The following is a 23750-nucleotide window of genomic DNA, read 5'->3' on the forward strand; positions in this document are numbered from 1 at the left end:
ACCCCCACCCGGACCTTCGGTCCGACCTCCCCACAAGGGGGAGGTAGGGGTCGCAGCCTAACTTACTCCGGCACGAACCTGACCGCACCCTTTGCCGCGCTCGTCGCCATCGCGGCATAGGCGCGCAAGGCGGTCGTCACCTTGCGCTTGCGCTTTTCCTCGGGCTTCCAGGCGGCGGTGCCCTTGGCCTCCATCGCCGCGCGGCGCGCAGCCAGTTCGGCATCGTCGACGGCAAGGCGGATGCTGCGGTTGGGGATATCGATCTCGATCGCGTCGCCCTCCTGCACCAGCCCAATCAGACCGCCTTCCGCCGCTTCCGGCGAGGCATGGCCGATCGACAGGCCCGACGTGCCGCCGGAGAAGCGGCCGTCAGTAACCAGCGCACAGGCTTTGCCGAGGCCTTTCGACTTCAGATAGCTGGTGGGATAGAGCATTTCCTGCATGCCGGGGCCGCCGCGCGGTCCCTCATAGCGGATGACGACAACATCGCCGGCCTTGATCTCGTTCGACAGGATCGCCTTGACGCTGGCGTCCTGGCTTTCGAACACGCGGGCCGGGCCGGTGAATTTCAGGATCGATTCATCGACGCCGGCGGTCTTCACGATGCAGCCGTCGAGCGCCAGATTGCCTTTCAGCACGGCGAGGCCACCGTCCTTGGAGAAGGGATGCTCCGCCGAGCGGATGACGCCCTTCTCGCGGTCGAGATCGAGCTCGTCCCAGCGGCGGTCCTGGCTGAAGGCGACCTGCGTCGGCACGCCGCCCGGTGCGGCCAGGAAGAAATCGCGCACACTCTGGCTTGAGGTGCGGGAGATGTCCCAATGGTCGAGCGCCTCGCCCAGCGTTGACGTATGCACGGTCGGCAAATCGCGGTTGATCAGGCCGGCATTGTCGAGCTGGCCGAGGATGGCCATGATGCCGCCGGCGCGGTGGACGTCCTCCATGTGCACGTCGGATTTGGCCGGCGCGACCTTGCACAGCACCGGCACCCTGCGCGACAGCGCGTCGATATCGTCCTGGTCGAAATCGATCTCGCCCTCATGCGCCGCAGCCAGGATGTGCAGCACCGTGTTGGTCGAGCCGCCCATGGCGATGTCGAGCGTCATGGCGTTCTCGAAAGCGCCTTTCGAGGCGATGTTGCGCGGCAGCGCGGTCTCGTCGTCCTGTTCGTAGTAGCGCTGGGCGAGATCGACGATCAGATGACCGGCCTCGACGAACAGGCGCTTGCGGTCGGCGTGGGTGGCCAGCGTCGAGCCGTTGCCCGGCAGCGACAGGCCGAGAGCCTCGGTCAAACAATTCATCGAATTGGCGGTGAACATGCCCGAGCAGGAGCCGCAGGTCGGGCAGGCCGAGCGCTCGATAACCTTGACGTCCTCGTCCGAAATCTTGTCGTCGGCGGCAGCGACCATGGCGTCGACCAGATCGAGCGCCTGGGTCTTGCCGGCGAGCACCACCTTGCCGGCTTCCATCGGCCCGCCGGAGACGAAGACGGTCGGGATGTTGAGGCGCAGGCTGGCCATCAGCATGCCGGGCGTGATCTTGTCGCAATTGGAGATGCAGACCATGGCGTCGGCGCAGTGGGCGTTGACCATGTACTCGACCGAGTCGGCGATCAGCTCGCGCGACGGCAGCGAATAGAGCATGCCGTCATGGCCCATGGCGATGCCGTCATCGACGGCGATGGTGTTGAATTCCTTGGCGACGCCACCGGCCTTCGCGATCTCGCGCGCAACCAGCTGGCCAAGGTCCTTGAGATGGACGTGACCCGGCACGAACTGGGTGAAGGAGTTGACGACAGCAATGATCGGCTTGCCGAAGTCCGAATCCTTCATGCCGGTGGCGCGCCAGAGGCCGCGGGCGCCGGCCATGTTGCGGCCATGGGTGGTGGTGCGGGAACGATAGGCAGGCATATTTTTTCCTTGGTGGCTGGCTGCGCTCGATGAGCGACGCGGCGGCGCTGAATTCGGACCGCAGGCGTTATAGACGCCACAATCTGGTATGGCCACAATTTTGCGATGCGCCAGAAGGCAAGGCGCAAGCAGGTTGACGAGGGTGGCTCAGCCGTATATAGCCGAATGGGTATATACCTTATTGGCTATGGATGTAGAATGAACCAGCTCGACGCCACCTTTGCCGCGCTTGCCGATCCGACGCGGCGCGCCATCCTTGCCCGCCTCATCCAAGGGGAGGCCTCGGTGATGGAGCTGGCCGAGCCGTTCGCAATGAGCCAGCCGTCGATCTCCAAGCACCTGAAAGTGCTGGAAGCCGCCGGGCTGATTTCACGCGGCCGCGACGCGCAGCGCCGGCCGTGCCGGCTGGAGGCGAAGCCGCTTGCCGAAGCCAATGACTGGCTGGAGCGCTACCGAAAAATCTGGGAAGGCAATTTCCAGCGCCTCGACGCGCTGCTGGGCGCCATGCAAGCCGAGAAGGCTCCCGGCGAGGCAGACCAATAGCCGAAAGAAAATCTGGGGGCGTGTCGGATCGCCAGTTGGCCGGACGTCCTTGGGCAAACAGACAAGCGCAGGAGGACCATCGTGAGCACCACCACCTTGCCCGGCTCGACCGTAGCGACATTGACCGTGACCACGCCGAGCGACCGTGAAGTCCAGATCACCCGCATCTTCGACGCGCCGCGGCCGATGGTCTTCGACTGCTGGACCGTGCCGGAGCTGCTGAAAGGCTGGCTGCACGGCCCCGACGGCTGGCGTTTGGCAGTATGCGAAATCGACCTCAGAGTGGGCGGCGCCACGCGCTACGTCTGGCAGCACCGCGACGGTCGCAGCATGGGCATGAGCGGCGCCTATCGCGAGATCGTGCGCCCGAGCCGAATCGTTGCCACCGAGCTGTTCGACGAGGACTGGACCGGCGGCGAGACCGTCGGAACGGTGACCTTCGCCGATCACACCGGAAAGACCCTTTTGACGCAGACGGTGCTTTACGCCTCACAGGCGGCACGCGACGGGGCGCTGGGCACCGGCATGACCAGCGGCATGGCCGAAAGCTACGCCCAGCTCGACGCCTATCTTCTTTCGTTCCAGGACGCCGCGAAGGGCGCGGCCTGACCCTCCCATCATCCCCCAGAGAAAACGAGGACAGACTTATGCAAAAGATCACCACCTTCCTGTGGTTTGACGACAAGGCCGAAGAGGCCATGAACCACTACATCTCCATCTTCAAGAATTCGAAGGTGCTGAGCACGACGCGCTGGCCCAAGGGCCACGCTCTCGAAGGCAAGGTGCTGGTGGCCTCGTTCGAGCTCGACGGCGTCCCGTTCCTGGCGCTCAACGGCGGACCGCAATACAAATTCACCGAGGCGATCTCGCTGTCGATCGACTGCAAGAACCAGGAAGAGGTCGACCATTTCTGGGACAGGCTGACCGAAGGCGGCGAACCCGGGCGTTGCAGCTGGCTGAAGGACAAGTTCGGCGTTTCCTGGCAGGTCGTGCCGGAACAGCTGCCGCGCCTGCTGCAGGATCCCGACCAGGCCAGGGCCGGCCGGGCGATGAATGCGATGATGCAGATGGGCAAGATCGACATCGCCAAGATCGAAGCGGCGGCGAAGGGGTGAGAAGCGATCCGCGCAGCGGACGAAAAGCCAATTGCTTGGCTTTTCGAGCTTCGAACGGTGAAGACCCGGTCCGCCTTCGGGCGGATCAAAAGGTCCAGTGGACCTTTTGAAGGGGCTGAACGCCCGAAGGGCTGGGAGCCTGCGAAGGGCCGGCCATTGAGGTTGGCGCCGCCCCTCATCCGCCCTTCGGGCACCTTCTCCCCGTGAACGGGGAGAAGGGAAGAGCCGGCCTCAAGCCGCCTTGTCGCGGACCTGATAGTCCTTGATCGCCGCAAACCGGATCGCCTTCCAGCGCTCGGCTTCGTAGTTGAGCGAGAAGGCGTGCTGGGCGAGGAACACCGGGTCGTTGTCGAGGTCGCGGGCGATGTCGCCGCGATGCGCTTCAATGAAGCGATGCACCTCGGCCTTGTCGTCGGCCGAGATCCAGCGGCAGACGGAAAAGCGCGACATTTCGAATTCGACCGGCAGCGTGTATTCGAAGTTGAGCCGCTCCTTCAAAACGTCGAGCTGCAGCGCGCCGACGACGCCGACGATGGCCGGTGAGCCGTCCTCGGGCGAGAACAGCTGCACGACGCCCTCCTCGGCCATCTGGTGCAGCGCTTCCTTCAGCTTCTTGGCCTTCATTGCATCGCCGAGGCGGACGCGGCGCAGGATTTCCGGGGCGAAGTTCGGCACGCCGCGGAACAGGATTTCCTCGCCCTCGGTCAGCGTGTCGCCGATGCGCAACGTGCCGTGGTTGGGGATGCCGACGACATCGCCAGCAAAGGCCTCGTCGGCGGTGACGCGGGTACGGGCAAAGAAGAATTGCGGCGCCGACAGCGACATGGGCTTGCCGGTGCGCACCAGCTTGGCCTTCATGCCGCGCTCCAGCTTGCCGGAGCAGACGCGGACGAAAGCAATGCGGTCGCGATGGTTGGGATCCATGTTGGCCTGGATCTTGAAAACGAACGAGGTCATCTTGTCCTCGGTCGCCTCGACCTTGCGGGTGTCGGCCTCCTGCGCGCGCGGCGGCGGCCCATAGTTGCCGAGCGCCTCGATCAGGTCGCGGACGCCAAAATTGCGCAGCGCCGAGCCGAAATAGACCGGCGTCAGATGGCCCTCGCGGAAGGCTTCGATGTCGAGCGGTCGGCAAGCCTCCCGCGCCAGCTCCAGCTCCTCGATGAAGGCTTCGCGCTCGTTTTCCGGCAGCAGACCGGCAACGCGGTTGGAGTCCGGGCCGTTGACCGGCGTGCGGTCCTTTTCCGCGTCGCCGCGACGTACAGCGTTCTGCGCCAGATGATAGGTGCCGGCAAAGGTCTTGCCGCGGCCGATCGGCCAGGTGATGGGGGCGGTGTCCAGCGCCAGCTTCTGCTCGATCTCGTCGAGGATTTCGAACGGGTCGCGGCTTTCGCGGTCCATCTTGTTGATGAAGGTGATGATCGGGATGTCGCGCAGGCGGCAGACCTCGAACAGCTTCAGCGTGCGCGGCTCGATGCCCTTGGCGGCATCGATGACCATGACGGCGGAATCCACCGCCGACAGCGTGCGGTAGGTGTCGTCGGCGAAATCCTCGTGGCCGGGCGTGTCGAGCAGGTTGAAGACGTTGTCCTCATACTCGAACGTCATCACCGAGGTGACGACCGAAATGCCGCGCTCGCGCTCGATCTTCATCCAGTCGGATCGGGTCTGGATGCGGTCCTTCTTGGCCTTGACCTCGCCGGCAAGCTGAATGGCGCCGCCGAACAGCAGCAGCTTTTCGGTGAGCGTCGTCTTGCCGGCGTCGGGGTGCGCGATGATCGCGAAGGTGCGGCGGCGCGCCACCGCCTGCGTGATGTCTTCAGCCAATTTGTGGAATCCCATGTGGTGGCGGGCTTCTAGCAGCGCTTTTCCGGCCTGTCGAACAGTTTTGCCCGCAGGGTCCTTGCCGAGTCTTGAGATAAGGCCGTCGCAATGGCATCAGAAGGGCCAATCCGGCAGAGGTCCAGCATGAGCAAGCAAGTCATCGTCATCGGCGCCGGCGTCATCGGCGCTTCCATCGCCTGGCACCTGACCATGGCCGGAGCGCGAGTGACGGTGATCTCGGAGAGCGGCGCAGGTGGCGTCGCCACACCGAACTCCTTTGCCTGGATCAATGCCAGCTGGGGCAACCCGGAGATCTATTTCCGGCTGCGCACCCGCGCCATGGCCGAGTGGAAACGGCTGGCGAACGAGCTGCCCGGCCTGCCGCTCGCCTGGTGCGGCGGCCTATGCTTTGATCTGCCGACCGACAGGCTCGAAGCCTATGCGGCCGAACACTCTTCATGGGGTTACGGCATCGAACGCGTTGGCCGCGACCGGGCGGCGCAGATCGAGCCCAACCTGGTCGAACCTCCAGAATTCGCTGTCTACGTCGCCGAGGAAGGCGTGGCCGAGCCGGTTGCGGCGGCCAAGGCGCTGCTGGCTGATGCAGAAAGGCGCGGCGCACGGGTGGTCAGCGGAACCATCGACAGGCTGGCTCTCTTCAACGGCAAAGTCACAGGCGTGGTCATTTCGGGAGAGACCATGGCCGCCGACGAGGTGGTGATCGCAGCCGGCGCCAGCGCACCGGCCATCGCGGCAACCATCGGCATCACGCTGCCGATCGAGACGCCGGCTGGCCTGATTGTCCACTCGCGGCCTTACAAAAAGCTGCTCAACGGTCTGGTGCACGCCGAGAAGCTGCATATGCGCCAGACCGCCGAAGGCCGCATCATCGCCGGCTCGGATTTCGCCGGCGGCGATCCGGGCGAAAACCCTGACGCCACGGCCCGCGACTTGTTTGCGGCAACCAAGGCAGCCTTGCGCGGCGCCGACGGACTGGAACTGGATTTCCACACGGTCGGCTATCGCCCCAATCCGGTCGACGGTTTTCCGATCATCGGCCGCGCCGAAGGTGTCGCCGGCGTCTATGTCGCGGTCATGCATTCGGGCATCACACTGGCGCCCGCCGTCGGCCTGTTTGCCACCCGCGAAATCCTCGACGGCGAGCGCGACCCGCTGCTTGCCCCTTACGGCTTGTCGCGTTTCGCTCAGTAGCCGGGCGGACGGCGAAAGCCGCCGGTTAGTGGCGCCATTGCCCGGGCAATGCCGAGCAGCCGCGATTCCGACCAGCGTCTGCCGACCAGTTGCAGGCCAATGGGCAGCCCGTCGCGATCCTGCCCGCAGGGCATCGTCAGGGCTGGGTGGCCGCTGTAGTTGAACACCGCGCCATAGGCCGGCAACATCCAGTAGCTCTGCTCCTTGCCATCGACCGCGATCGGCGTTCCCGGCTCGCAATGCGCAAAGGCCGTGGTCATGGCGACGGGGCACAGCAAGGCGTCGCAACCGTCGAAAAACCGGTCCCAGGCAAGGATCGAGCGGTCGCGTCTGGCGAGCGCTTCGAACCATCGCGAGATCGGCGTCGGTTGCTCGGGCGGCTGCGGCTGCATCGCCTCCAGCATCATGCCGATCAGCGCGCCGCCCTCGGCCAGATCGTCGTACAGGTCGAGCTTGGGCAGTTTTGCTTCCTCGACGGTCGCGCCCGCGGACACAAGTTGCTTGGCCAGAGCTTCGACAGCGGTGCTGATCTCGCCGGCCACCGGAAACCCTGGAAAGGTTGGCGCGAAGGCGATGCGTAGCTTGTTGTGGTCAACCGCCGGGATGTCCTCGACCGGCACAGCCGCGAGATCGGTGTCGCTTCCATCCGGCCCGGCGATGATTTTATAGATCAACGCCAGATCGTCGACGGTGCGCGCCAGCGGACCCAAGCAGGACATCAGCCGCACGCTGCGCGCAGCACCGCCCGGGTCGGGGAAGGCGCCGGCCAGCGAGATGCGGTGCTCGGTGGGCTTGAGGCCGTAGACGCCGCAGAAGGCAGCAGGCAAACGGATCGAAGCCTGCATGTCGGTGCCGACCTCGAATGGCGTCATGCCCGAGGAAAGTGCTGCCGCCGCGCCGCCGCTGGAGCCGCCGGCCGTGCGCGCGAGATCCCACGGGTTGCTGGTGCGGCCGAACAGCGGATTGTTCGACTGCCAGTCGGAGAGCATCGTCGGCACATTGGTCTTGGCCATCAGCACCCCGCCGGCCGCCTTCAACCTGGCAACCACCGGGCTGTCCTGCCTGGCGGCATAGCCGGCAAAGGGTGGAAAACCGACCGTGGTCTTCATGCCTGCCGTTTCGTGTGAGTCCTTCAGCGTGAACGGTACGCCGTGCAGCGGCCCGAGGGTCTCGCCGCGCGCCTGCGCGGCGTCGGTTTTCTTCGCGCGATCGTAGGCGCCTTCCTGGTCGAGCATGACGACGGCATTGACCGCCTCGTTGTGCCTGTCGATCTGCGCCAGATGCGCGTCGAGCGCTTCCACGGCGGAGATTTTCCGCTTGGCGATCGCGGCGGCCAAATCGATGGTCGAGGAAAAGGCGATGTCCATGATGAATGCTCCGGCTTTGCGGCGTGTCGCGGCTTTAAGCCAGTTCAGCATTTGAAACTTGGCAGCGCTTGATCAGAATTGCGCCGGGCATACCCGGTGAGGTAGGCGCGCTACGGCGCCCTCCTCTGTCCTGCCGGACATCTCCCCCACAAGTGGGGAGATTGGATGTCATTGCGGCTTTCGCCAATCTCCAACGTTTCAAAGGAAAGCGCGGTCGGCGAAGCAGCCAATCTCCCCCCTCGTGGGGGAGATGTCCGGCAGGACAGAGGGGGGCGCGAAGGAATGCGGGCTTAACCGATAGCTAGACGACCAGTGCCAGCCTTGCCACCGCCGGCACAAACGGGCGGATCGTCATGCCTGATATCGTCATGGTGACGAAACTCGATGGCGGGATTGCCTGCCAGTCGCCGCCGTCGCGGTCGAAGGGCTCCGAAACGATGCAGCGGCCGGTGCCCTTACCGAAGGTGGAGGTGTAGAGCGTCGGTGCGTGGTTGTCGCTGGCATAGCGGACGGCATAGAGCGACACGCCATCCGAGAAAGCCGCGGTGAGTTTCAAAGCCGGCTCAAGACCGGCGCGGCGCGAGGCATCGACGACGCGGCTGGTGGCGCGCGACACCGCGCCCTGCGGATCGTCCGACAGGCCTTCGTCGATCATCAGGAGAAAGAAGAGTTCGGAATCGGTGGTGCCTTCGCGCTGGTCGAAGACGGCGTCGGAGAGCGAGTTTTCCAGCGTGCGGCGGATTTTTTCGAAGCCGCCGATCTGGCCATTGTGCATGAACGACCAGCGGTCCGAAATGAACGGGTGGCAGTTCATGCGGCTGGTGGCGCCGCCGGTCGAGGCGCGGACATGGGCGAGAAACAGGCCGGATTTGATCTGCCGGCACAGGCTCTTCAGATTGGGGTCCGACCAGGCCGGTAGGATGTCCCTGTACAGGCCGGGCTCGGGCCGGTCGCCATACCAAGCGAGGCCGAAACCGTCGCCATTGGTCGGCGACTTCGCTTCTTGGGCGCAATGGCTCTGGGCGATCAGCGAGTGACAGGGCGCGGTGACGATGTCTTCGAGGAAGACTGCTTCACCAAGATAGGCCGCCCAACGGCACATCGCTTTGACCGTTCCTTAGGCGCGATCCAAGAGAGCCTGGGGCTCCTTGACCGCGTGTGAGCCTCTGTTGTGGGTCCGCTCATAGAGTTCGCGAACGATTCGGCTTGCCGTAGTCTCGAAGAGAAATGGCAAGAAAGCGTGAACGAGTGCTGCTCCGGCAGCCATCAAGAGGCGCGAGGAGAACCAGGCGGCAAAGGCCATGTGGCTGAAATAGGTTTCGCCGACCTTGGCCGGGTGTGAGGTGAACAGCTTCGAAAACAGCGTCGTCATGGTGATCCCTCCTACCGGGATAAGCCCCGATGCTGGGTATCCTGCCACGGGGCAAAGGTTCATTTGTCTCAATTCGTCCTTGCCATAGGCAGCAACTTGGGACATTCATCCCAAGATGACGCCAGAAATCGATGAAATCGACCGCAGATTGCTGGCCGAGCTGCAACGCGACGGCACGCTGTCGGTCGACCAGCTGTCCGAAAAAGTATCGCTATCGCGCAATGCCTGCTGGCGGCGGGTAAAGCGGCTGGAGGAAGACGGCGTCATCACCGGCCGGGTGGCGCTGGTCGATGCCGACAAGCTCGGGCTTGGTCTCTCGGTGTTCATCCTGATCCGCACCTCCAACCATGATCCGGACTGGCTGCAGAAGTTCCGGGCGGCGGTGACCGGCTTTTCCGAGATCACCGGCGTCTACCGCATGTCCGGCGATCTCGACTATGTGCTGCGGGCCCGCGTCGCCGACGTGAAGGCCTATGACCGGCTCTACCAGCGGCTGATCGCCAAGGTGGCATTGTCGGATGTCTCAGCGTCCTTCGTCATGGAAGAGATCAAGGAGACGACGGTTGTTCCCGTCGAACTGCGTTGAGGTGTGTTCATATTCAGGTGATGCCGGCCTGCAAACGGCGGGCTTCTGCGTTTCCGGTGCTCACGGACCGAATGTCCGCTCCGCTCCGGTTCTCGAAACCCACCGTTTTCGACTCGGCCTGACCTGAATCTGAACACACCTCAGGTCGTCGTGACGCCACAAAGAAAGCCGTTGATAGCGTTGCGGACGAATTGACCGAATCGGCATTCGCGCCGATAGGATCGATTTTATGCGCGCAGCTCTCCAAAACTCCTCCGTCATCGGTCCCGCCGTCGGCTTCGTCAGGTTGCCGCATGGAGAGGGTTTACCGCTTCCAGCCTATGAGAGCACCGGCGCCGCCGGCATGGATCTGCGCGCCGCGGTGCCCGACGACCGGCCGTTGCTGATCCTGCCTGGGAAACGCGCGCTGGTGCCGACCGGGCTGATCCTGGAAATTCCCGAAGGCATGGAAGGTCAGGTCCGGCCGCGTTCGGGCCTCGCCTTCAAGCACGGGCTGACTGTTCTCAACACGCCCGGCACCATCGACAGCGACTATCGCGGTGAGGTCAAGGTGCTGCTGATCAATCTCGGCGACGAGGATTTTGCCGTGACGCGCGGCATGCGCATCGCCCAGATCGTCTTTGCGTCGGTGGTGCAAGCGGCTGTCGAGGAGCGCACGCTGGCCGGCGGCACGGCGCGCGGCTCCGGCGGCTTCGGATCGACCGGCACGGCCTGATGTCCCTACCCAAACTGGTTATCTTCGATTGCGACGGGATCCTGGTCGATACCGAGAATCTCGCCAATCGACGCCTCGCCGAATGGCTGACCGCTGCCGGCTATCCCACAAGCTTTGAATATTGCCGCAAGAATTTTTCCGGCCGCAGCATGGTGTCGGTGCAAAAAGAGGTCGAATCGACCGGCGTCAGCCTCGGCGCCGATTTCGTCGATCGCTGGAATGCCGGCCTGCCGGATCTGTTCGCGCATGGCGTGGAAGCCGTCCCCTATGTCAGGGAGTTTGTCGAAGCCGTGCGGGCTGCCGGCATCGCCTATTGCGTCGCCACGTCGGCACGGGTGTCGAAGATGCACATCACGCTCGGCCAGACCGGGCTGCTGGCGCTGTTCGAACATGCGCTGTTCAGCTCGACCATGGTCGGCCGCGGCAAGCCGTTTCCCGACCTGTTCCTGCATGCGGCGAAAACGATGGGTTTCGCGCCCGCCGATTGCATCGTCATCGAAGACAGCGTCGCCGGGACGCAAGCCGGCATCGCCGCGGGCATGCGGGTGTTTTCCTATCATGGCGATCCGCTGTCCGACCGCGACGGGCTGGCTGAGGCCGGCGGCATCCTGTTCGACGACATGCGCGAACTGGCCGGGCTGGTGCCCATCCACTGATCTGATCGTCAGACACGGCTGTACGCCTCGATTGTCCGTGCTAGCGTGCCGCCCGCCAACCCGAGGCCGCGCGCATGAAACCCACCCTGCTTCGCTTTCTCCTCGCCCTCGTGCTGCTGCCGTGCCTGTGGAACGTCGCCGGCGCGCAAGCTGATGACTATCCGGAGCTCGGCAGCGCCATCCCCGGTCATGGCAAAACCACCTATCTCGACCTCGCCCGGATGATCATTCCCGACCTGACCGGGGACAGCAACGGCTTCTACAGAGGTGGATTGCCGATAGAGATGCGCCATATCGAGGGCCCTGATTCCGGCGGCTCGCCGCCCGACACGGCGGGTTTTTCCGGTGCCGGCGCGCTCGCCATCAAGGCTGGCGGCAAGGACAGGCTGGCCATGCTGTTCGACCTCGGCGACTCTTCCGACAGCGCCGAAGGCTATGCGGTGCTGGCGCTGTATGACATCACCGGCAAGCCGGCGCTGCTCGATGCCGTCAATGTCGCCGTCGACCGCAGCACCTCGTTTCGTGAACCCGGCAAGCTGTCCGTCGACGCCGGCGATGACGTGCTCATCACCACCAGCACGCATTTCAATTCGAGCCAGGGCTACGTCATCACGCCGCTGATCATGATCCGCAACGACAAGTTCGAACTGATCGACATGATCTATACGTTCGATGAGAATCTGTGCGCCTACCGCCGCCAGCAGGAACCGACTTTCCAGACGATCGCCGATGGCCAGCCCCGCAATGCCATCCAGGTAACGGTGACCGACGCCACCTTGCCGAGCGAAGAAAGCTGTGACGAGGCGCCGCCCGCAGCCGTCTCGACCGCCATTTCCGTCACCTATCATTGGGACAAGGCAGCATCGCGCTACGTCAAGGATTCCGACGCGCTGGACAAATTGGCAGGAGAGAACGCCAAACGCTTCTGAGCCAACCGCATTCGTTTGCCCGGGGCAATTCGGCACGCTAGAATCGGCTTCACAATTCCACAGATGAAGGGAAGCGTTCATGGACAAGGGCAAGATCTTTCGCGACCTGCACGCCTCGACCTTCGTCATGCCCAATCCGTGGGATGTCGGCACGACCAAGCTGTTGGCCTCGTTCGGCTTCCAGGCGCTGGCGACGACCAGCGCCGGCTTTGCCTTTTCGCGCGGCCTGCCCGACGGCGCGGTGACATTCGAGGCGATGATCCACCATTGCCGCGACGTGACGGCAGCGACCAGCCTGCCGGTTTCGGCCGATCTCGAGAAAGGCAAGGGCGACAGCCCGACCAGCGCCGCCGAGACCATTTTTGCCGCTGAGGCGGCAGGCCTTGCCGGCTGCTCGATCGAGGACCACACCGGCGATCCCGACAAGCCGATCTATGATTTTTCGCATGCCGTCGAGCGCGTCGCCGCGGCTGTCGAGGCGGCACGGGCCTTGAAGCGCGATTTCGTCTTCACCGCGCGGGCCGAGAATTTCCTGTGGGGCAAGCCCGACATCGACGACACGATCAAGCGGCTGCAGGCTTTTGAGAAGGCCGGTGCCGACGTGCTCTATGCACCGGGGCTCGGCGACGTCGAGACAGTGCGGACCATCTGTTCGGCGGTGAGCAAGCCGGTCAATGTCATGGCCAAGCCCGGCTTCACCATTGCCGATCTTGCCACGGCAGGTGTCAAGCGCATCTCGCTCGGGCCATGGCTTGCCAATTTCGCTTTCGGCATGCTGGAGACGGCGGCACGCGAGATCCAGCAGGACGGCACGTTCGGCTTCACCCGCGCCGCCATGCCGTTCGGCAAATTGCAGGCGCTGTTCTCGAAATCCTCGGGTTAAAGCAGGCCCCAACGCATGACGCGTCGGCGGCGGTGCCTATTGTTGCGGACGGACGGAATTCATCATCGAGCCCGACGACGAATTAGGGCGCGACTTGCTGTTGCGTTGAAGAAACGTTAGCGCCGCGACGAGCGGGCTGTTTCCCGCGCCGAGACGGCCTTGTGCAGATGCACCATCATGGCGGCGGCAAACAATGGCGTCAAAAGGTTGAGCAGCGGCACGGCGAGGAAGGCAGCGATGACCAGGCCGGCGAGGAACACCGTGCCGGCGTATTTCTTTCGCAAGGCGCGAGCGTCGACCTCCGGACGAAAGCGCATGGCGGCGAATTCGAAGAACTCGCGCCCGAGCAGATAGCCGTTGACGATGAAGAAGGCGGCGATGTTGATGCCCGGCACCAGCAGAAGCAGCAAAGCAACGATGTTGCCTGCTATGACGACGCCGAAGAACCGTATCGACAGCACCAGCGAGCGCAGCGCCGGCAAGGCGCGGCCGGGCGGATCGCTGGGATAGTCGGTGCGCTCGACCACTTCGGCGACATCGTCAAGGAACAGGCCGGCGACGATCGCCGTCACCGGCGCGATCAGCAGCGCCATCCCGAAGGCAAGGGCGATGGCCGCAATGATGCCGCCCAGCCACCCGGCCCAGGACGGCAGGCCGGGTATCAGCGTCTCGAGCCATGGCAAGGCCAGCCATTCCACCAGGCTGGTCAGGCTGAACCAGAGTGCCGCCAGCGCCAGCAGGGTCAGCCCCAGCGTCTTCAGGAACACCGAGCGCAGTTCGGGTGAGAACAGCCGGCTGGCGGCGGCGCGGGCGGCATCGAAAATCACGGCGTTTCCAACCCCTTGTCGAACGCAATGTCTCCGAGATAGGCAGAGACACGACAAGTCACAAGCGCGACCTACCGCGCCAGCACCGGCTTGCTGGCGGGAATGGTCATTGCTGCCACACCGGCGACAACGAAGGCCATTCCCCACCATGCCGTCGGGCCAAGGCTTTCGCCGAGGAAAAGAGCGCCGATGCCGACGCCGATCGGCACCCTGAGATAGGCCTGCGACGTCGTGCCGACGGAACCCAGCGTATGGATGAGGCGGAAGTAGATGCAGAAGGCCAGCGCGGTCGAAAAGACCGACAGTCCGAGCAAGGCGAGCATAGAAGCCATCGACGGCGCCAGCGTCCATGGCCGGTCGAAGACGAGGCTCAACGGGACCAGCATGATGGCGCCGCAAAGCATCGAGCCGGCGGCCGGCAGCATCGGATCGAGCCCCTTGAAGCTGCGGCCGAAAATGGCAGCACCAGCATAGCAGATGGTCGCCGCGACGATGGCAAGCTGCGCCCACAATTGATGGCCAAGGCCGCCAAGCGCCTGAGCGCCGATGATCAGGCATATGCCGGCTATGCCGGCGCCAACGCCGAACAGCTTGCGCATGGTCACCGGCTCGTGGCGGGTGATGAGGGCGGTCAGCAGAAAGGTGAAGATCGGCGAAGTGGCATTCAGGATCGTCGCCAGACTGGCGTCCACCGAGCGCTCGGCCGCGGCGATCAGCGTGAACGGCACGACGCTGTTGAGGCAAGCCTGGAACGCAAAGCGGCGCCAGCTGGCCGCATCGCCCGGCAGGGCCAGGCCGCGCCAGCGGATGATGGCGAGAAGAATGCCACCCGCAATCAGCGTCCTGGCTGCGATCAGCGTTACCGGCGGGATCGTCTCGACGCCGATCTTGATGAAGGAATAGGACGCGCCCCACAGCACCGCCAGCACGAGGAGCAGCGTCAGCTCCGTCTTCATATCGGTTTTTGCAGACATGGCTGGTTCGCGCCTTCGGAAGTGATCGACCATGCTTTTAGGCAACGCCGGGGTGAAATGCTTCTGCCACGGTCGAATTGTCGCTGCGCCTCGAAGCGTGGCCGATCCCTGTATTTGTCGGCTAGGCAAAGCCGCGCCAAATCGCTAGACCCGCGCCGGGTCGGCGTGGCAGAAAGCCGGCAGGGTTATTGGCGGAGACATTGATGCCGGATTATGACGTGCTTTGCATCGGCAATGCCATTGTCGATATCATCGCCCAATGCGACGACGCCTTCCTCGAGACCAACGGCATCATCAAGGGCGCGATGAACCTGATCGACACCAGGCGCGCCGAGCTGCTGTACAGCCGCATGGGCCCGGCGATCGAGGCCTCCGGCGGCAGCGCCGGCAACACGGCGGCCGGCGTCGCCAGCTTTGGCGGGCGCGCCGCCTTCTTCGGCAAGGTGTCGAACGACCCACTCGGCGAGATCTATGCCCACGACATCCATGCGCAAGGCGTCGCCTTTGACACCAAGCCGCTCCAGGGCCAGCCGCCGACGGCACGTTCGATGATCTTCGTCACCCCAGACGGCGAGCGTTCGATGAACACCTATCTTGGCGCCTGCGTTGAACTCGGCCCCGAAGACGTCGAGGCCGACAAGGCATCTAGCGCCAAAGTCACCTATTTCGAGGGTTATCTGTGGGATCCGCCGCGTGCCAAGGAAGCGATCCGGCAGACGGCCAAGCTGGCGCATGCCGCCGGACGTGAAGTGTCCATGACGCTGTCGGATTCGTTCTGCGTCGACCGCTACCGCGACGAATTCCTCGAGCTGATGCGCTCCGGTACCGTCGACATCGTCTTTGCCAACAGCCACGAGATCAAGTCGCTCTACCAGACCAAGTCCTTCGACGAGGCGCTGGAGGCAATCCGCAAGGACTGCAAGATCGCCGCCGTCACCCGCTCCGAAAAAGGTTCGGTGATCGTGCGCGGCGACGAGACCGTCACCATCCAGGCGACGACGATCCGCGAACTGGTCGACACCACTGGCGCCGGCGACCTCTATGCCGCCGGCTTCCTCTATGGCTATACGGCCGGGCGCAGCCTGAAGGATTGCGGCGATCTCGGTTCGCTGGCTGCCGGGCTGGTGATCCAGCAGCTCGGGCCGCGACCGCGGCAGAACCTGCGCAGCGCGGCCCAACTGGCGGGGCTGCTGTAGGCAGCGGGACGCTTCCGGACCTGCCTTGCCGGGGCCCGTTGCCTCCGGCAAGCGTTCGCGTGCTTTCATCGTGCCACTGGCACGATGAATTTCGCCTTCGGCGAAACCGATCGCTCACCTGTCGTCCGCCTGTCACACATCGCACCTACATGCAAACTGAGACGTCCTGCGACTGACATTTCGGGACGTCGAGAGTCAGTTGGGGTGTTCGGTGCAAGACAGCAACCTGCCGGGTCGCTGTGTTTGTCGTTGTCGCCATTTGCGCTTCCTGCAGTAGCCATTTCAATCGGCTGCAGCTGGGAGGGAGAGCGCGTGGCCCGCAAGGCAGATACATGACCAGATTTCAAAACCCGACGGATGGGATCTCGCAGGATGCCTTGGCAGGCCTGGTGGCGGAAGCGGTGCAACAGGCGCTGATCCGGCACGGCGTCGTTCTTGACACACAGACCCTGGTTTCAACCAGCGCCCTTGCCGGCAGCGTCGCCGCCAGCCTGCCTTTCCTGCCGCAAGCACAGCGGATCGCAATCGGCTCCTACAAGGGCGAATGGGGCGCTCTGGCTTCGGAGTTCGTCCATACAATGGCGGCGGCACCCCGCGACCCGGCCGTGGGTCAAAGCGCAGCCTCGGCATCGGCAATCGACAGCCGGAAACCCGCTTCGCCGCGCGCGCGAACCGACGATCTTCAATCGGTGCTGATCGAGGATTGGGCGGGCGAAGTCGCCGGATCGACCTATCTGGAAGAGAATTTTCGCATTCCGCGCTCGACATTGCATCGCTGGCAAAAGCGCAACGAGGTCATTGCCTTGCGCAAGGGCGGCCGCAAACACGTTTTCCCACTCGCCCAGTTCGTCGACGGCAGGCCGGCTCCCGGCATAGGCGAGGTGCTTTCGCTGATCACCAATCCAAGGGTTGCGTGGTCATGGCTGAACCGTCCTTCACGCGAGCTCGATGGCCGCGTCCCCATTGAAATGCTCAAGCAGGACATGGTGCAGGATGTTGTGAAGGCGGTGCGGAGATTCTCTCCAGCCTGATTTCTGGCATGAAATCAATGCCTTAATCTCAAACTCCGTGAACAAATTAGCCAGATAACGTTTCATAATTTTGTAATATTGCTCAAGCCTATCTGACCGCAGGTTTGGCACATAAATTTGTGCAAGATGTGCCATATGTACCGATTTATTTCAATTTTCGTGGCATTTACGCAACAATACTTTTGGAAGAATCCAAAAACCACTTTTCCGCCACGATCTATGTTGTACGCCACCGCCGCTTAGGTCATGTCGAAGGTGAAGAAGCGGCGCGGTGCGTGTCTTTTTCGATGGTGGGGATGGGGCAGAAACGCTGCGAATGAGCAGGATGCCCGACCTGTTTTGAACCTTGACTGACTGGAGATTCAGAAAATGAACATCAAGAGCCTTCTTCTCGGCTCCGCTGCGGCCCTGATCGCAGTTTCCGGTGCGCGCGCCGCCGACGCCGTCGTTGTCGCCGAGCCGGAACCGGCCGAATACGTCAAGATCTGCGACGTCTACGGTGCCGGCTATTTCTACATTCCAGGCACCGAAACCTGCCTGCGCATCGGCGGCTACGTCCGCTACGACATCGGTGCCGGCGACATCGGCTCGTTCGACGGTGCGTCGTCCATCGACCATCAGGACGGCGACGTGCAGGATACCTGGAAGAAGAATGCCCGCTTCACGCTGAAGACGTGGACCGGCCAGGAAACCGAGCTCGGCACCTTGAAGACCTACACCGAGACCCGCTTCAACTTCGGCAACAGCAACGCCGCCGCCGTCCTGGACAACCCACAAACACCGGCCGATGAGACCTTCACGAACCCCGCCGTCAACAAGACACCCTCGCTGAACTTCGCCTGGATTCAGCTCGGTGGTCTGCGCGTCGGTAAGGACGAATCGGCCTTCAATACGTTCATCGGCTACGCTGGCTCCGTCATCCAGGATACGCTGGTTCCCTATGGTTCGTTCGACACCAATGTCATTCAGTACTACTTCGACGCCGGCAATGGCTTCTCGGCCGTGGTCTCGCTCGAAGAAGGCGCGGGCGCCAACACGATCGACAGCTACGTTCCGCATGTCGTCGGCGGCGTGAAGTACACGCAGGGCTGGGGCGCGATCACTGGCGTGATCTCCTATGACAGCAACTATGAAGAAGTGGCCGGCAAGGTTCGCTTGGACGTGAAGCCGATGGACAACCTTTCGCTGTTCATCATTGGCGGTTACGGCACCGACGACAACCTCCTGGACGACGCGGGCAATGCTATCGACGCCCACGGTCGCGGTTTCTACAAGCAGTGGAGCGGCAACTGGGCAATCTGGGGCGGTGGCACCTACACCATCAACGAGAAGACTTCGTTCAACACCCAGATCTCGTATGACGAAGGCAAGAACCTCGGCGTCGCCGCGAACATCGCCTATGAAATCGTCAAGGGCTTCAAGGTCACGGCGGAAGTCGACTACCTGCACGTCGGCGACGACACCGTCACCAACTGGACCAAAGCGGACAAGAAGAACAGCGTCGGCGGCATCCTCCGCTTCCAGCGTTCGTTCTGATCGACCTTACGATCTCCAAGGAAAAGCCCGCAGCGCATCGCTGCGGGCTTTTTTCATTTGAGGCGGAGGATGGCCTCCCTGCGGGGTTCGCGCAGGACCAGCCTGTCCGGCGCTCCGCTCAGGCAGTGCGGCGAAGGTCGTCGGACGTCGGCGCGAGTTCCAACGCCTCGGCGGTGACCAGCCGATTGCGGCCGCTCTTTTTGCCGATATACATCAGCCGGTCGGCGAGCGTTATCAGCGCCTCCGGATCGGGCGCTTCCGACGGATAGATGGCGACGCCGACGGTGCAGCCGACATGGATGGCGCCAGAGGGCGTCGGCACCTTGATGCGCAGCTTCTCCAGGATGCGTTCGGCGACACGCATGGCCTTTTCCCGAGCCTGGTCGGCCGCGCCCGAAAACAGGAAGGCGAACTCGTCGCCGCCAAGCCGCGCCACGAAATCGGCGCTGCGCAGGATCGTGCGAAGCTGGCCGGACACCTCCTGCAGCAGCGCGTCGCCGGCCTCGTGGCCGAGCGTATCGTTGACCTTCTTGAACCTGTCGAGGTCGATGAACAACAGGCCGGCCGCCTGGCCGGTGTTGTCGCAGCGCTCGATCACCGATTTGAGCTCGTTGTGAAAGGCGCGGCGGTTGGGCAGGTCGGTCAATGCATCGTGGTTGGCCGAGTGGTCGCTATGCTGCTTGGCCAGCTCGATCTCGCGCTTCTGCACGGAGAGCTCTTCATTGGCGGCCTTGAGTTCGAGCAGAAGTTCGGCATTGAGGTCCTCGACAACCTTGCGGTCGCTGATGTCGACGACGAAACCCTCGAGGAATTCGAGCTCGCCGGCATCATCCCAGACGCCGCCGCCGATCTCGCGGACCCACAGCGGTTCGCCGACCTCCGGCACGATACGGTAGTCGACGTTCCAGTTGCAGCGCGCCGCAAGTGCTGCGTCGACGGCGGCATAGACGGCGGCGAGATCATCCGGATGGATGGCCGAGACATAGTCGCGCACCGCGTTGTGGATGAAGTCGCTCGGCCGATAGCCGCTGACGGTGAAAATGCCGTCGCTGATATAGAGCATGGTGTAGGACGAGTCGTTGCGGCAACGGTAGAGATACCCGTCCATGCGGCCGGTGATGCTGAGCAGCGCATCCAGGCGCTCGTCGTGATAGACCCCCTGGCCGACCACCGATACCGTGTCATGCTTCATGGCCGCACCCCCGTTTTGGCGGTCTGAGCGCGCCGCAAATGCCTTGGGGGCATAGGGGCAAGAACGTCCCTTATAGCAGCCGAATATTATCAATCTCTTATGGAATCGGTCGATTTGGAGCCATTTCGGCTCGAATCGCGAGATTCCCGCGCCTGCACGCTCCCATGCGGACGGTTCGTCAAGCTGCCCTCCGCTATGGCTTCGGGCCTTGCCTTACTCGAAAAGCGTTCGCGGGCTCACCGTTGGCTTTTCGTCCGCTGCGCGGGCGTCAAGCCCCCGCGCTATACGCCGCGATCGCCGCCATGTTGACGATGTCGGAATCCTTGGCGTTGAGCGAGACGATCTGCACCGGCTTGTTGAGGCCGACCAGCAGCGGGCCGATGACGGTGGAGCCGCCGAGTTCCTGCAGCATCTTGGTCGAGATCGAGGCCGAGTGGAAGGCCGGCATGATCAGCACATTGGCCGGGCCGGTGAGGCGGATGAACGGGTATTGCGCCATGGCGCGGGCATTGAGCGCGACGTCGGCGGCCATTTCGCCGTCATATTCGAAATCGACGCGGCGCTTGTCGAGGATGCGCACCGCTTCCTGCACGCGCTCGGAACGCTCGCCCTGCGGGTGGCCGAAGGTGGAATAGGCGAGCATGGCGAGCCGCGGCTCATAGCCCATGCGGCGGGCAAAACCGGCGGCCTCCTCGGCGATGTCGGCGATCTGCTCGGCGTTCGGCATATCGTGCACGGCGGTGTCGGCGACGAGCACGGTGCGGCCGCGCGCCAGCACGATCGAGACACCGATGACGCAGTGGCCCGGCCTGGCGTCGATGACGCGGCGGATGTCGTCGAGCGCGGTGGAGTAGTTGCGGGTAACGCCGGTGACGATGCCGTCGGCATCGCCCAGCGCCACCATGCAGGCGGCAAAATGGTTGCGGTCGTTGTTGATCAGCCGCTGGCAGTCGCGGAACAGGAAGCCTTTGCGCTGCATGCGTTCGTAGAGATAGTCGGTGTAGATGCCGTTGCGGCGCGACAGCCGGGCATTGATGATCTCGATGCCTTGCTTGTCGAGCTCGATGCCGGCGTTCCGGGCGTTTTCCTTGATGACATCGTCGCGGCCGAGCAGGATGGCGGTGCCGAGCCGCTGGTTCACATAGGAGACGGCGGCGCGCATGACCTGCTCTTCCTCGCCCTCGGCGAAGACGATGCGCTTGGGCTGGCGGCGTACGCGGTCGTAGATGCGCTGCAAGGTCGAGGCGATCGGGTCGCGGCGGGCGGACAGTTCCTGCTGGTAGCGGTCGAGGTCGAGGATCGGCTTGCGGGCGACGCCGCTATCCATCGCAGCCTTTGCCACCGCGATCGGGATGGCCGAGATCAGCCGCGGGTCGAACGGCACGGGGATGATGTAGTTGGGGCCGAATTTCGGCCGGTTGCCCTGATACGCCGCGGCGACATCGTCAGGCACGTCCTTGCGCGCCAGTTCGGCGAGCGCGCGGGCAGCGGCGATCTTCATGTCGTCGTTGATGGTGGTGGCCCTGACATCCAGCGCGCCGCGGAAGATGTAGGGGAAGCCGAGCACGTTGTTGACCTGGTTCGGATAGTCGGACCGGCCGGTGGCCATGATGGCGTCGGTGCGGATCTCGGCCACTTCCTCGGGCGTGATTTCCGGATCGGGGTTGGCCATGGCGAAGATGATCGGGTTCTTGGCCATCGACTGCACCATGGCGGTGGTCAGCGCGCCCTTGGCGGAGAGGCCGAGGAAGACATCGGCGCCATCTAGCGCCTCGGCGAGGCTGCGCGTCTCGGTCTTGACCGCATGCGCCGACTTCCACTGGTTCATGCCCTCGGTGCGACCCTGGTAGACGACGCCCTTGGTGTCGCACAGGATGATGTTGTCAGGGGTAAAGCCCATCGCCTTCATCAGTTCGATGCAGGCGATGCCGGCAGCGCCGGCGCCGTTGCAGACCATTTTGGTGGTTTTCATGTCGCGGCCGGTGATTTCCAGCGCGTTGATCAGGCCGGCGGCCGAGATGATGGCGGTGCCATGCTGGTCGTCGTGGAAAACCGGGATGTCCATCAATTCGCGCAGCCGCTGCTCGATGATGAAGCACTCCGGCGCCTTGATGTCCTCGAGGTTGATGCCGCCGAAGGAGGGCCCAAGAAAGCGCACGCAATTGATAAACTCGTCGGCATCCTCGGTGTCGACTTCGAGATCGATGGAATCGACATCGGCAAAGCGCTTGAACAGCACTGCCTTGCCTTCCATCACCGGCTTGGAGGCCAGCGCGCCGAGATTGCCGAGGCCGAGAATGGCGGTGCCGTTGGAAATGACGGCGACCATGTTGCCGCGCGTCGTGTAGTCGAAGGCGCGGCTGGGGTCCTCGGCGATGGCCAGAACAGGAACCGCGACACCCGGCGAATAGGCGAGGCTCAAATCGCGCTGCGTTGCCATTGGCTTGGTGGCGACGACCTCCAGCTTGCCGGGGCGGCCCATGGAGTGGAACTCCAGCGCTTCCTGCGCGCTGACGGAGGGACCGTTGTTTTCGGTTTTCCTGGCCATGATGCTTTTGATTTCCTCGCCCATCCGGCACCCTTGAGACGGGCGCGTGTTTTTTGAAGTTCCCTAAGGCTACACGGCGCCGCTGTAAACCGACAAGCGATCTCGTGCATCTCCGGGAATTTATCCGGTCAGCCGCAGTTCGACCCGCTGGCGAGCTCGGCAATTTCCCGGGCCTGGTCGCGCACCTGTCTCCATCGCATCAGGCCTTGCGTGCCTGAAAACGGCCATGTCTCGATCGGCGGGGCGCTGCTGCCCTTGCGTTTCAACAGCGCCGACAGATAGGCCATCAGCTCGATGCGCTGGGCGCGAACCTTCTCGAGTGTCCTTTCGCGAACTTCCTCGCGGGGAATGGCGCGGTCGCGCAAGGTCTCGACGGCGCGGCGGATGGCCGCCGGTTCCGGCTCGACGATGATGCAATAATCCGGATCGAAATAGACATCGCGGCCGCCGAGGCTCGGCGTGCTGACGATCGGCAGCCCGGCCATCAGATACTCCATCGAGGAATACATCGCGCCTTCGCTTGCCGAGAGGCAGAGCCCGACCGCAGCCTGGTTGTAGGAGCGGTTGACCTCGGCGGATGTCAGTCTTCCGGGCAGGCCATCGACGATCGGATTGACGATGCGGTGAAGCGGCGACTGTGCCTGCAGACGCCGGACGAAGGCCCGGGCGGCGGCGGGAGGCAGTTCGCCGATCGAGTAAGTGACGTGCGCCAGCCGCTCGATTTCGAAGGCAAGATGATGACGCTTTATCGGTGAGATGCGGCCATTGTAGATGGCGTCGAACTCGACCGGCACATCCGGCAGCGGTCGAAAGACATTTTCCGATATCATCAGGTTGTGATTGGAGAAAATGGCATTGCCGCCGACCGCAGTGATCAGACGGCGCTCTTCCTCGGTGTTGCACAGGAAGATGACCTCGTGCAGAGGAAAGTGCCTAGCATACCAGTCGAGGTCGCGGCCCATCCGGGTGACGACATCAGGCCTTTCGAACGTCCAGCTCGGCATCAGCAGGAACGTGACCTGGCGTGACGCCAGGCGCCGGCCAATCGCCGCCAGCGGATAGAGTGGGCAAGAGCCGCCAACCGGCATATACAGCACCAGCGGATCGCGATTGAACACATGAGCCGCAATCTCGATGCCGCCATCGAGATCGGACAGCGGGCCACGCGCCGGGAGGATGAACGGAAGTCGCTTGCGCGCCGCAACTCTCAGTTTGTTCTTGGTTCTATCGGCGCGTCGTGCCGCCAGAAGCAACAGACGCCTGGTCGTCGACTCGACGGGACCAACCATCTCATCGAACGTCTCCTGCTTGTCCTGATCCAACCCGATCCCCTGTGATTT

General features: G+C 63.5%; 22 protein-coding genes. 12 read left to right on the forward strand and 10 right to left on the reverse strand.

Going from position 1 to position 23750, the window contains the following annotated elements:
• Nucleotides 1–62 precede the first annotated feature (62 nt).
• On the reverse strand, nucleotides 63–1907 hold the full coding sequence (gene ilvD, locus AC1DXU_RS30040; protein WP_477374799.1) for a dihydroxy-acid dehydratase: 1845 nt from the start codon (nucleotides 1905–1907) through the stop codon (nucleotides 63–65).
• A gap of 198 nt (nucleotides 1908–2105) precedes the next feature.
• Here ilvD and AC1DXU_RS30045 point away from each other — a divergent pair, with 198 nt between their 5' ends.
• From AC1DXU_RS30045 to AC1DXU_RS30055, 3 genes are all read left to right on the forward strand, one after another.
• On the forward strand, nucleotides 2106–2450 hold the full coding sequence (locus AC1DXU_RS30045) for an ArsR/SmtB family transcription factor (protein WP_477311452.1): 345 nt from the start codon (nucleotides 2106–2108) through the stop codon (nucleotides 2448–2450).
• 81 nt (nucleotides 2451–2531) lie between these two features.
• The gene (locus tag AC1DXU_RS30050) at nucleotides 2532–3059 is read left to right on the forward strand and encodes an SRPBCC family protein (RefSeq protein WP_477374801.1); all 528 of its coding nucleotides are present in this window, start codon (nucleotides 2532–2534) and stop codon (nucleotides 3057–3059) included.
• 38 nt (nucleotides 3060–3097) lie between these two features.
• Complete coding sequence (locus tag AC1DXU_RS30055; protein ID WP_477374803.1) at nucleotides 3098–3565, forward strand: VOC family protein; 468 nt, start codon at nucleotides 3098–3100, stop codon at nucleotides 3563–3565.
• Nucleotides 3566–3796: 231 nt separating this feature from the next.
• On the opposite strand, the gene AC1DXU_RS30060 is transcribed toward AC1DXU_RS30055, so the two are convergent.
• Nucleotides 3797–5389, reverse strand: coding sequence for a peptide chain release factor 3 (locus AC1DXU_RS30060; RefSeq protein ID WP_477374805.1), 1593 nt, complete (start codon nucleotides 5387–5389; stop codon nucleotides 3797–3799).
• A gap of 141 nt (nucleotides 5390–5530) precedes the next feature.
• Between AC1DXU_RS30060 and AC1DXU_RS30065 the strand changes: the two genes are divergently transcribed.
• Nucleotides 5531–6598, forward strand: a complete 1068-nt coding sequence (locus tag AC1DXU_RS30065) for an NAD(P)/FAD-dependent oxidoreductase (protein ID WP_477374807.1) — start codon at nucleotides 5531–5533, stop codon at nucleotides 6596–6598.
• Here AC1DXU_RS30065 and AC1DXU_RS30070 read toward each other — a convergent pair.
• From AC1DXU_RS30070 to AC1DXU_RS30080, 3 genes are all read right to left on the reverse strand, one after another.
• Entirely contained in the window at nucleotides 6592–7965 is a 1374-nt protein-coding gene (locus AC1DXU_RS30070) for an amidase (protein WP_477374808.1), read from the reverse strand. The genes AC1DXU_RS30065 and AC1DXU_RS30070 overlap by 7 nt on opposite strands.
• 301 nt (nucleotides 7966–8266) lie before the next feature.
• Nucleotides 8267–9067: a class II glutamine amidotransferase gene (locus tag AC1DXU_RS30075; RefSeq protein ID WP_477374810.1), complete on the reverse strand. Its 801-nt coding sequence runs from the start codon at nucleotides 9065–9067 to the stop codon at nucleotides 8267–8269.
• 15 nt (nucleotides 9068–9082) lie between these two features.
• Complete coding sequence (locus AC1DXU_RS30080) at nucleotides 9083–9337, reverse strand: DUF6356 family protein (RefSeq protein ID WP_112560713.1); 255 nt, start codon at nucleotides 9335–9337, stop codon at nucleotides 9083–9085.
• Between the two features lie 115 nt (nucleotides 9338–9452).
• Here AC1DXU_RS30080 and AC1DXU_RS30085 point away from each other — a divergent pair, with 115 nt between their 5' ends.
• From AC1DXU_RS30085 to AC1DXU_RS30105, 5 genes are all read left to right on the forward strand, one after another.
• Complete coding sequence (locus tag AC1DXU_RS30085) at nucleotides 9453–9923, forward strand: Lrp/AsnC family transcriptional regulator (protein WP_477374812.1); 471 nt, start codon at nucleotides 9453–9455, stop codon at nucleotides 9921–9923.
• 229 nt (nucleotides 9924–10152) lie between these two features.
• Complete coding sequence (gene dut, locus AC1DXU_RS30090; protein WP_477311443.1) at nucleotides 10153–10638, forward strand: dUTP diphosphatase; 486 nt, start codon at nucleotides 10153–10155, stop codon at nucleotides 10636–10638.
• Nucleotides 10638–11294 (forward strand): HAD family hydrolase, encoded by a 657-nt coding sequence (locus AC1DXU_RS30095; RefSeq protein WP_477374814.1) that lies wholly within the window; start codon nucleotides 10638–10640, stop codon nucleotides 11292–11294. Before dut ends, AC1DXU_RS30095 begins: the two co-directional genes overlap by 1 nt.
• A gap of 74 nt (nucleotides 11295–11368) precedes the next feature.
• Nucleotides 11369–12223: a hypothetical protein gene (locus AC1DXU_RS30100; RefSeq protein WP_477374816.1), complete on the forward strand. Its 855-nt coding sequence runs from the start codon at nucleotides 11369–11371 to the stop codon at nucleotides 12221–12223.
• Nucleotides 12224–12302: 79 nt separating this feature from the next.
• The gene (locus AC1DXU_RS30105; protein WP_477374818.1) at nucleotides 12303–13106 is read left to right on the forward strand and encodes an isocitrate lyase/PEP mutase family protein; all 804 of its coding nucleotides are present in this window, start codon (nucleotides 12303–12305) and stop codon (nucleotides 13104–13106) included.
• Between the two features lie 116 nt (nucleotides 13107–13222).
• Here AC1DXU_RS30105 and AC1DXU_RS30110 read toward each other — a convergent pair whose 3' ends face one another.
• Together AC1DXU_RS30110 and AC1DXU_RS30115 are read right to left on the reverse strand one after the other, a co-directional pair.
• Nucleotides 13223–13933: a sulfate transporter family protein gene (locus AC1DXU_RS30110; RefSeq protein ID WP_477374820.1), complete on the reverse strand. Its 711-nt coding sequence runs from the start codon at nucleotides 13931–13933 to the stop codon at nucleotides 13223–13225.
• A 71-nt stretch (nucleotides 13934–14004) separates the two neighbouring features.
• Nucleotides 14005–14907 carry a DMT family transporter gene (locus tag AC1DXU_RS30115; RefSeq protein WP_477374822.1) on the reverse strand — a complete coding sequence of 301 codons (903 nt, stop codon included), beginning with the start codon at nucleotides 14905–14907 and terminating at the stop codon, nucleotides 14005–14007.
• Nucleotides 14908–15110: 203 nt separating this feature from the next.
• Between AC1DXU_RS30115 and AC1DXU_RS30120 the strand changes: the two genes are divergently transcribed.
• The 3 genes from AC1DXU_RS30120 (at nucleotide 15111) to AC1DXU_RS30130 (ending at nucleotide 18670) form a co-directional block, all read left to right on the forward strand.
• Nucleotides 15111–16103: an adenosine kinase gene (locus tag AC1DXU_RS30120; protein ID WP_477374824.1), complete on the forward strand. Its 993-nt coding sequence runs from the start codon at nucleotides 15111–15113 to the stop codon at nucleotides 16101–16103.
• Nucleotides 16104–16435: 332 nt separating this feature from the next.
• Complete coding sequence (locus AC1DXU_RS30125; RefSeq protein ID WP_477374826.1) at nucleotides 16436–17134, forward strand: antitoxin Xre/MbcA/ParS-like domain-containing protein; 699 nt, start codon at nucleotides 16436–16438, stop codon at nucleotides 17132–17134.
• A 369-nt stretch (nucleotides 17135–17503) separates the two neighbouring features.
• A complete protein-coding gene (locus AC1DXU_RS30130; protein WP_477374828.1) occupies nucleotides 17504–18670 on the forward strand; it encodes a porin in 1167 nt (388 codons plus the stop codon).
• Between the two features lie 118 nt (nucleotides 18671–18788).
• On the opposite strand, the gene AC1DXU_RS30135 is transcribed toward AC1DXU_RS30130, so the two are convergent.
• The 3 genes from AC1DXU_RS30135 to AC1DXU_RS30145 all read right to left on the reverse strand — a co-directional run bounded on the left by AC1DXU_RS30135 (nucleotide 18789) and on the right by AC1DXU_RS30145 (nucleotide 23732).
• Nucleotides 18789–19862 carry a PAS domain-containing protein gene (locus AC1DXU_RS30135; RefSeq protein ID WP_477374830.1) on the reverse strand — a complete coding sequence of 358 codons (1074 nt, stop codon included), beginning with the start codon at nucleotides 19860–19862 and terminating at the stop codon, nucleotides 18789–18791.
• 268 nt (nucleotides 19863–20130) lie between these two features.
• Nucleotides 20131–22410: an NADP-dependent malic enzyme gene (locus tag AC1DXU_RS30140; RefSeq protein WP_477311424.1), complete on the reverse strand. Its 2280-nt coding sequence runs from the start codon at nucleotides 22408–22410 to the stop codon at nucleotides 20131–20133.
• Between the two features lie 128 nt (nucleotides 22411–22538).
• Nucleotides 22539–23732 (reverse strand): glycosyltransferase family protein, encoded by a 1194-nt coding sequence (locus AC1DXU_RS30145; protein ID WP_477374832.1) that lies wholly within the window; start codon nucleotides 23730–23732, stop codon nucleotides 22539–22541.
• Nucleotides 23733–23750: the final 18 nt, after the last annotated feature.

This window comes from Mesorhizobium sp. P3_A10, assembly GCF_056403175.1.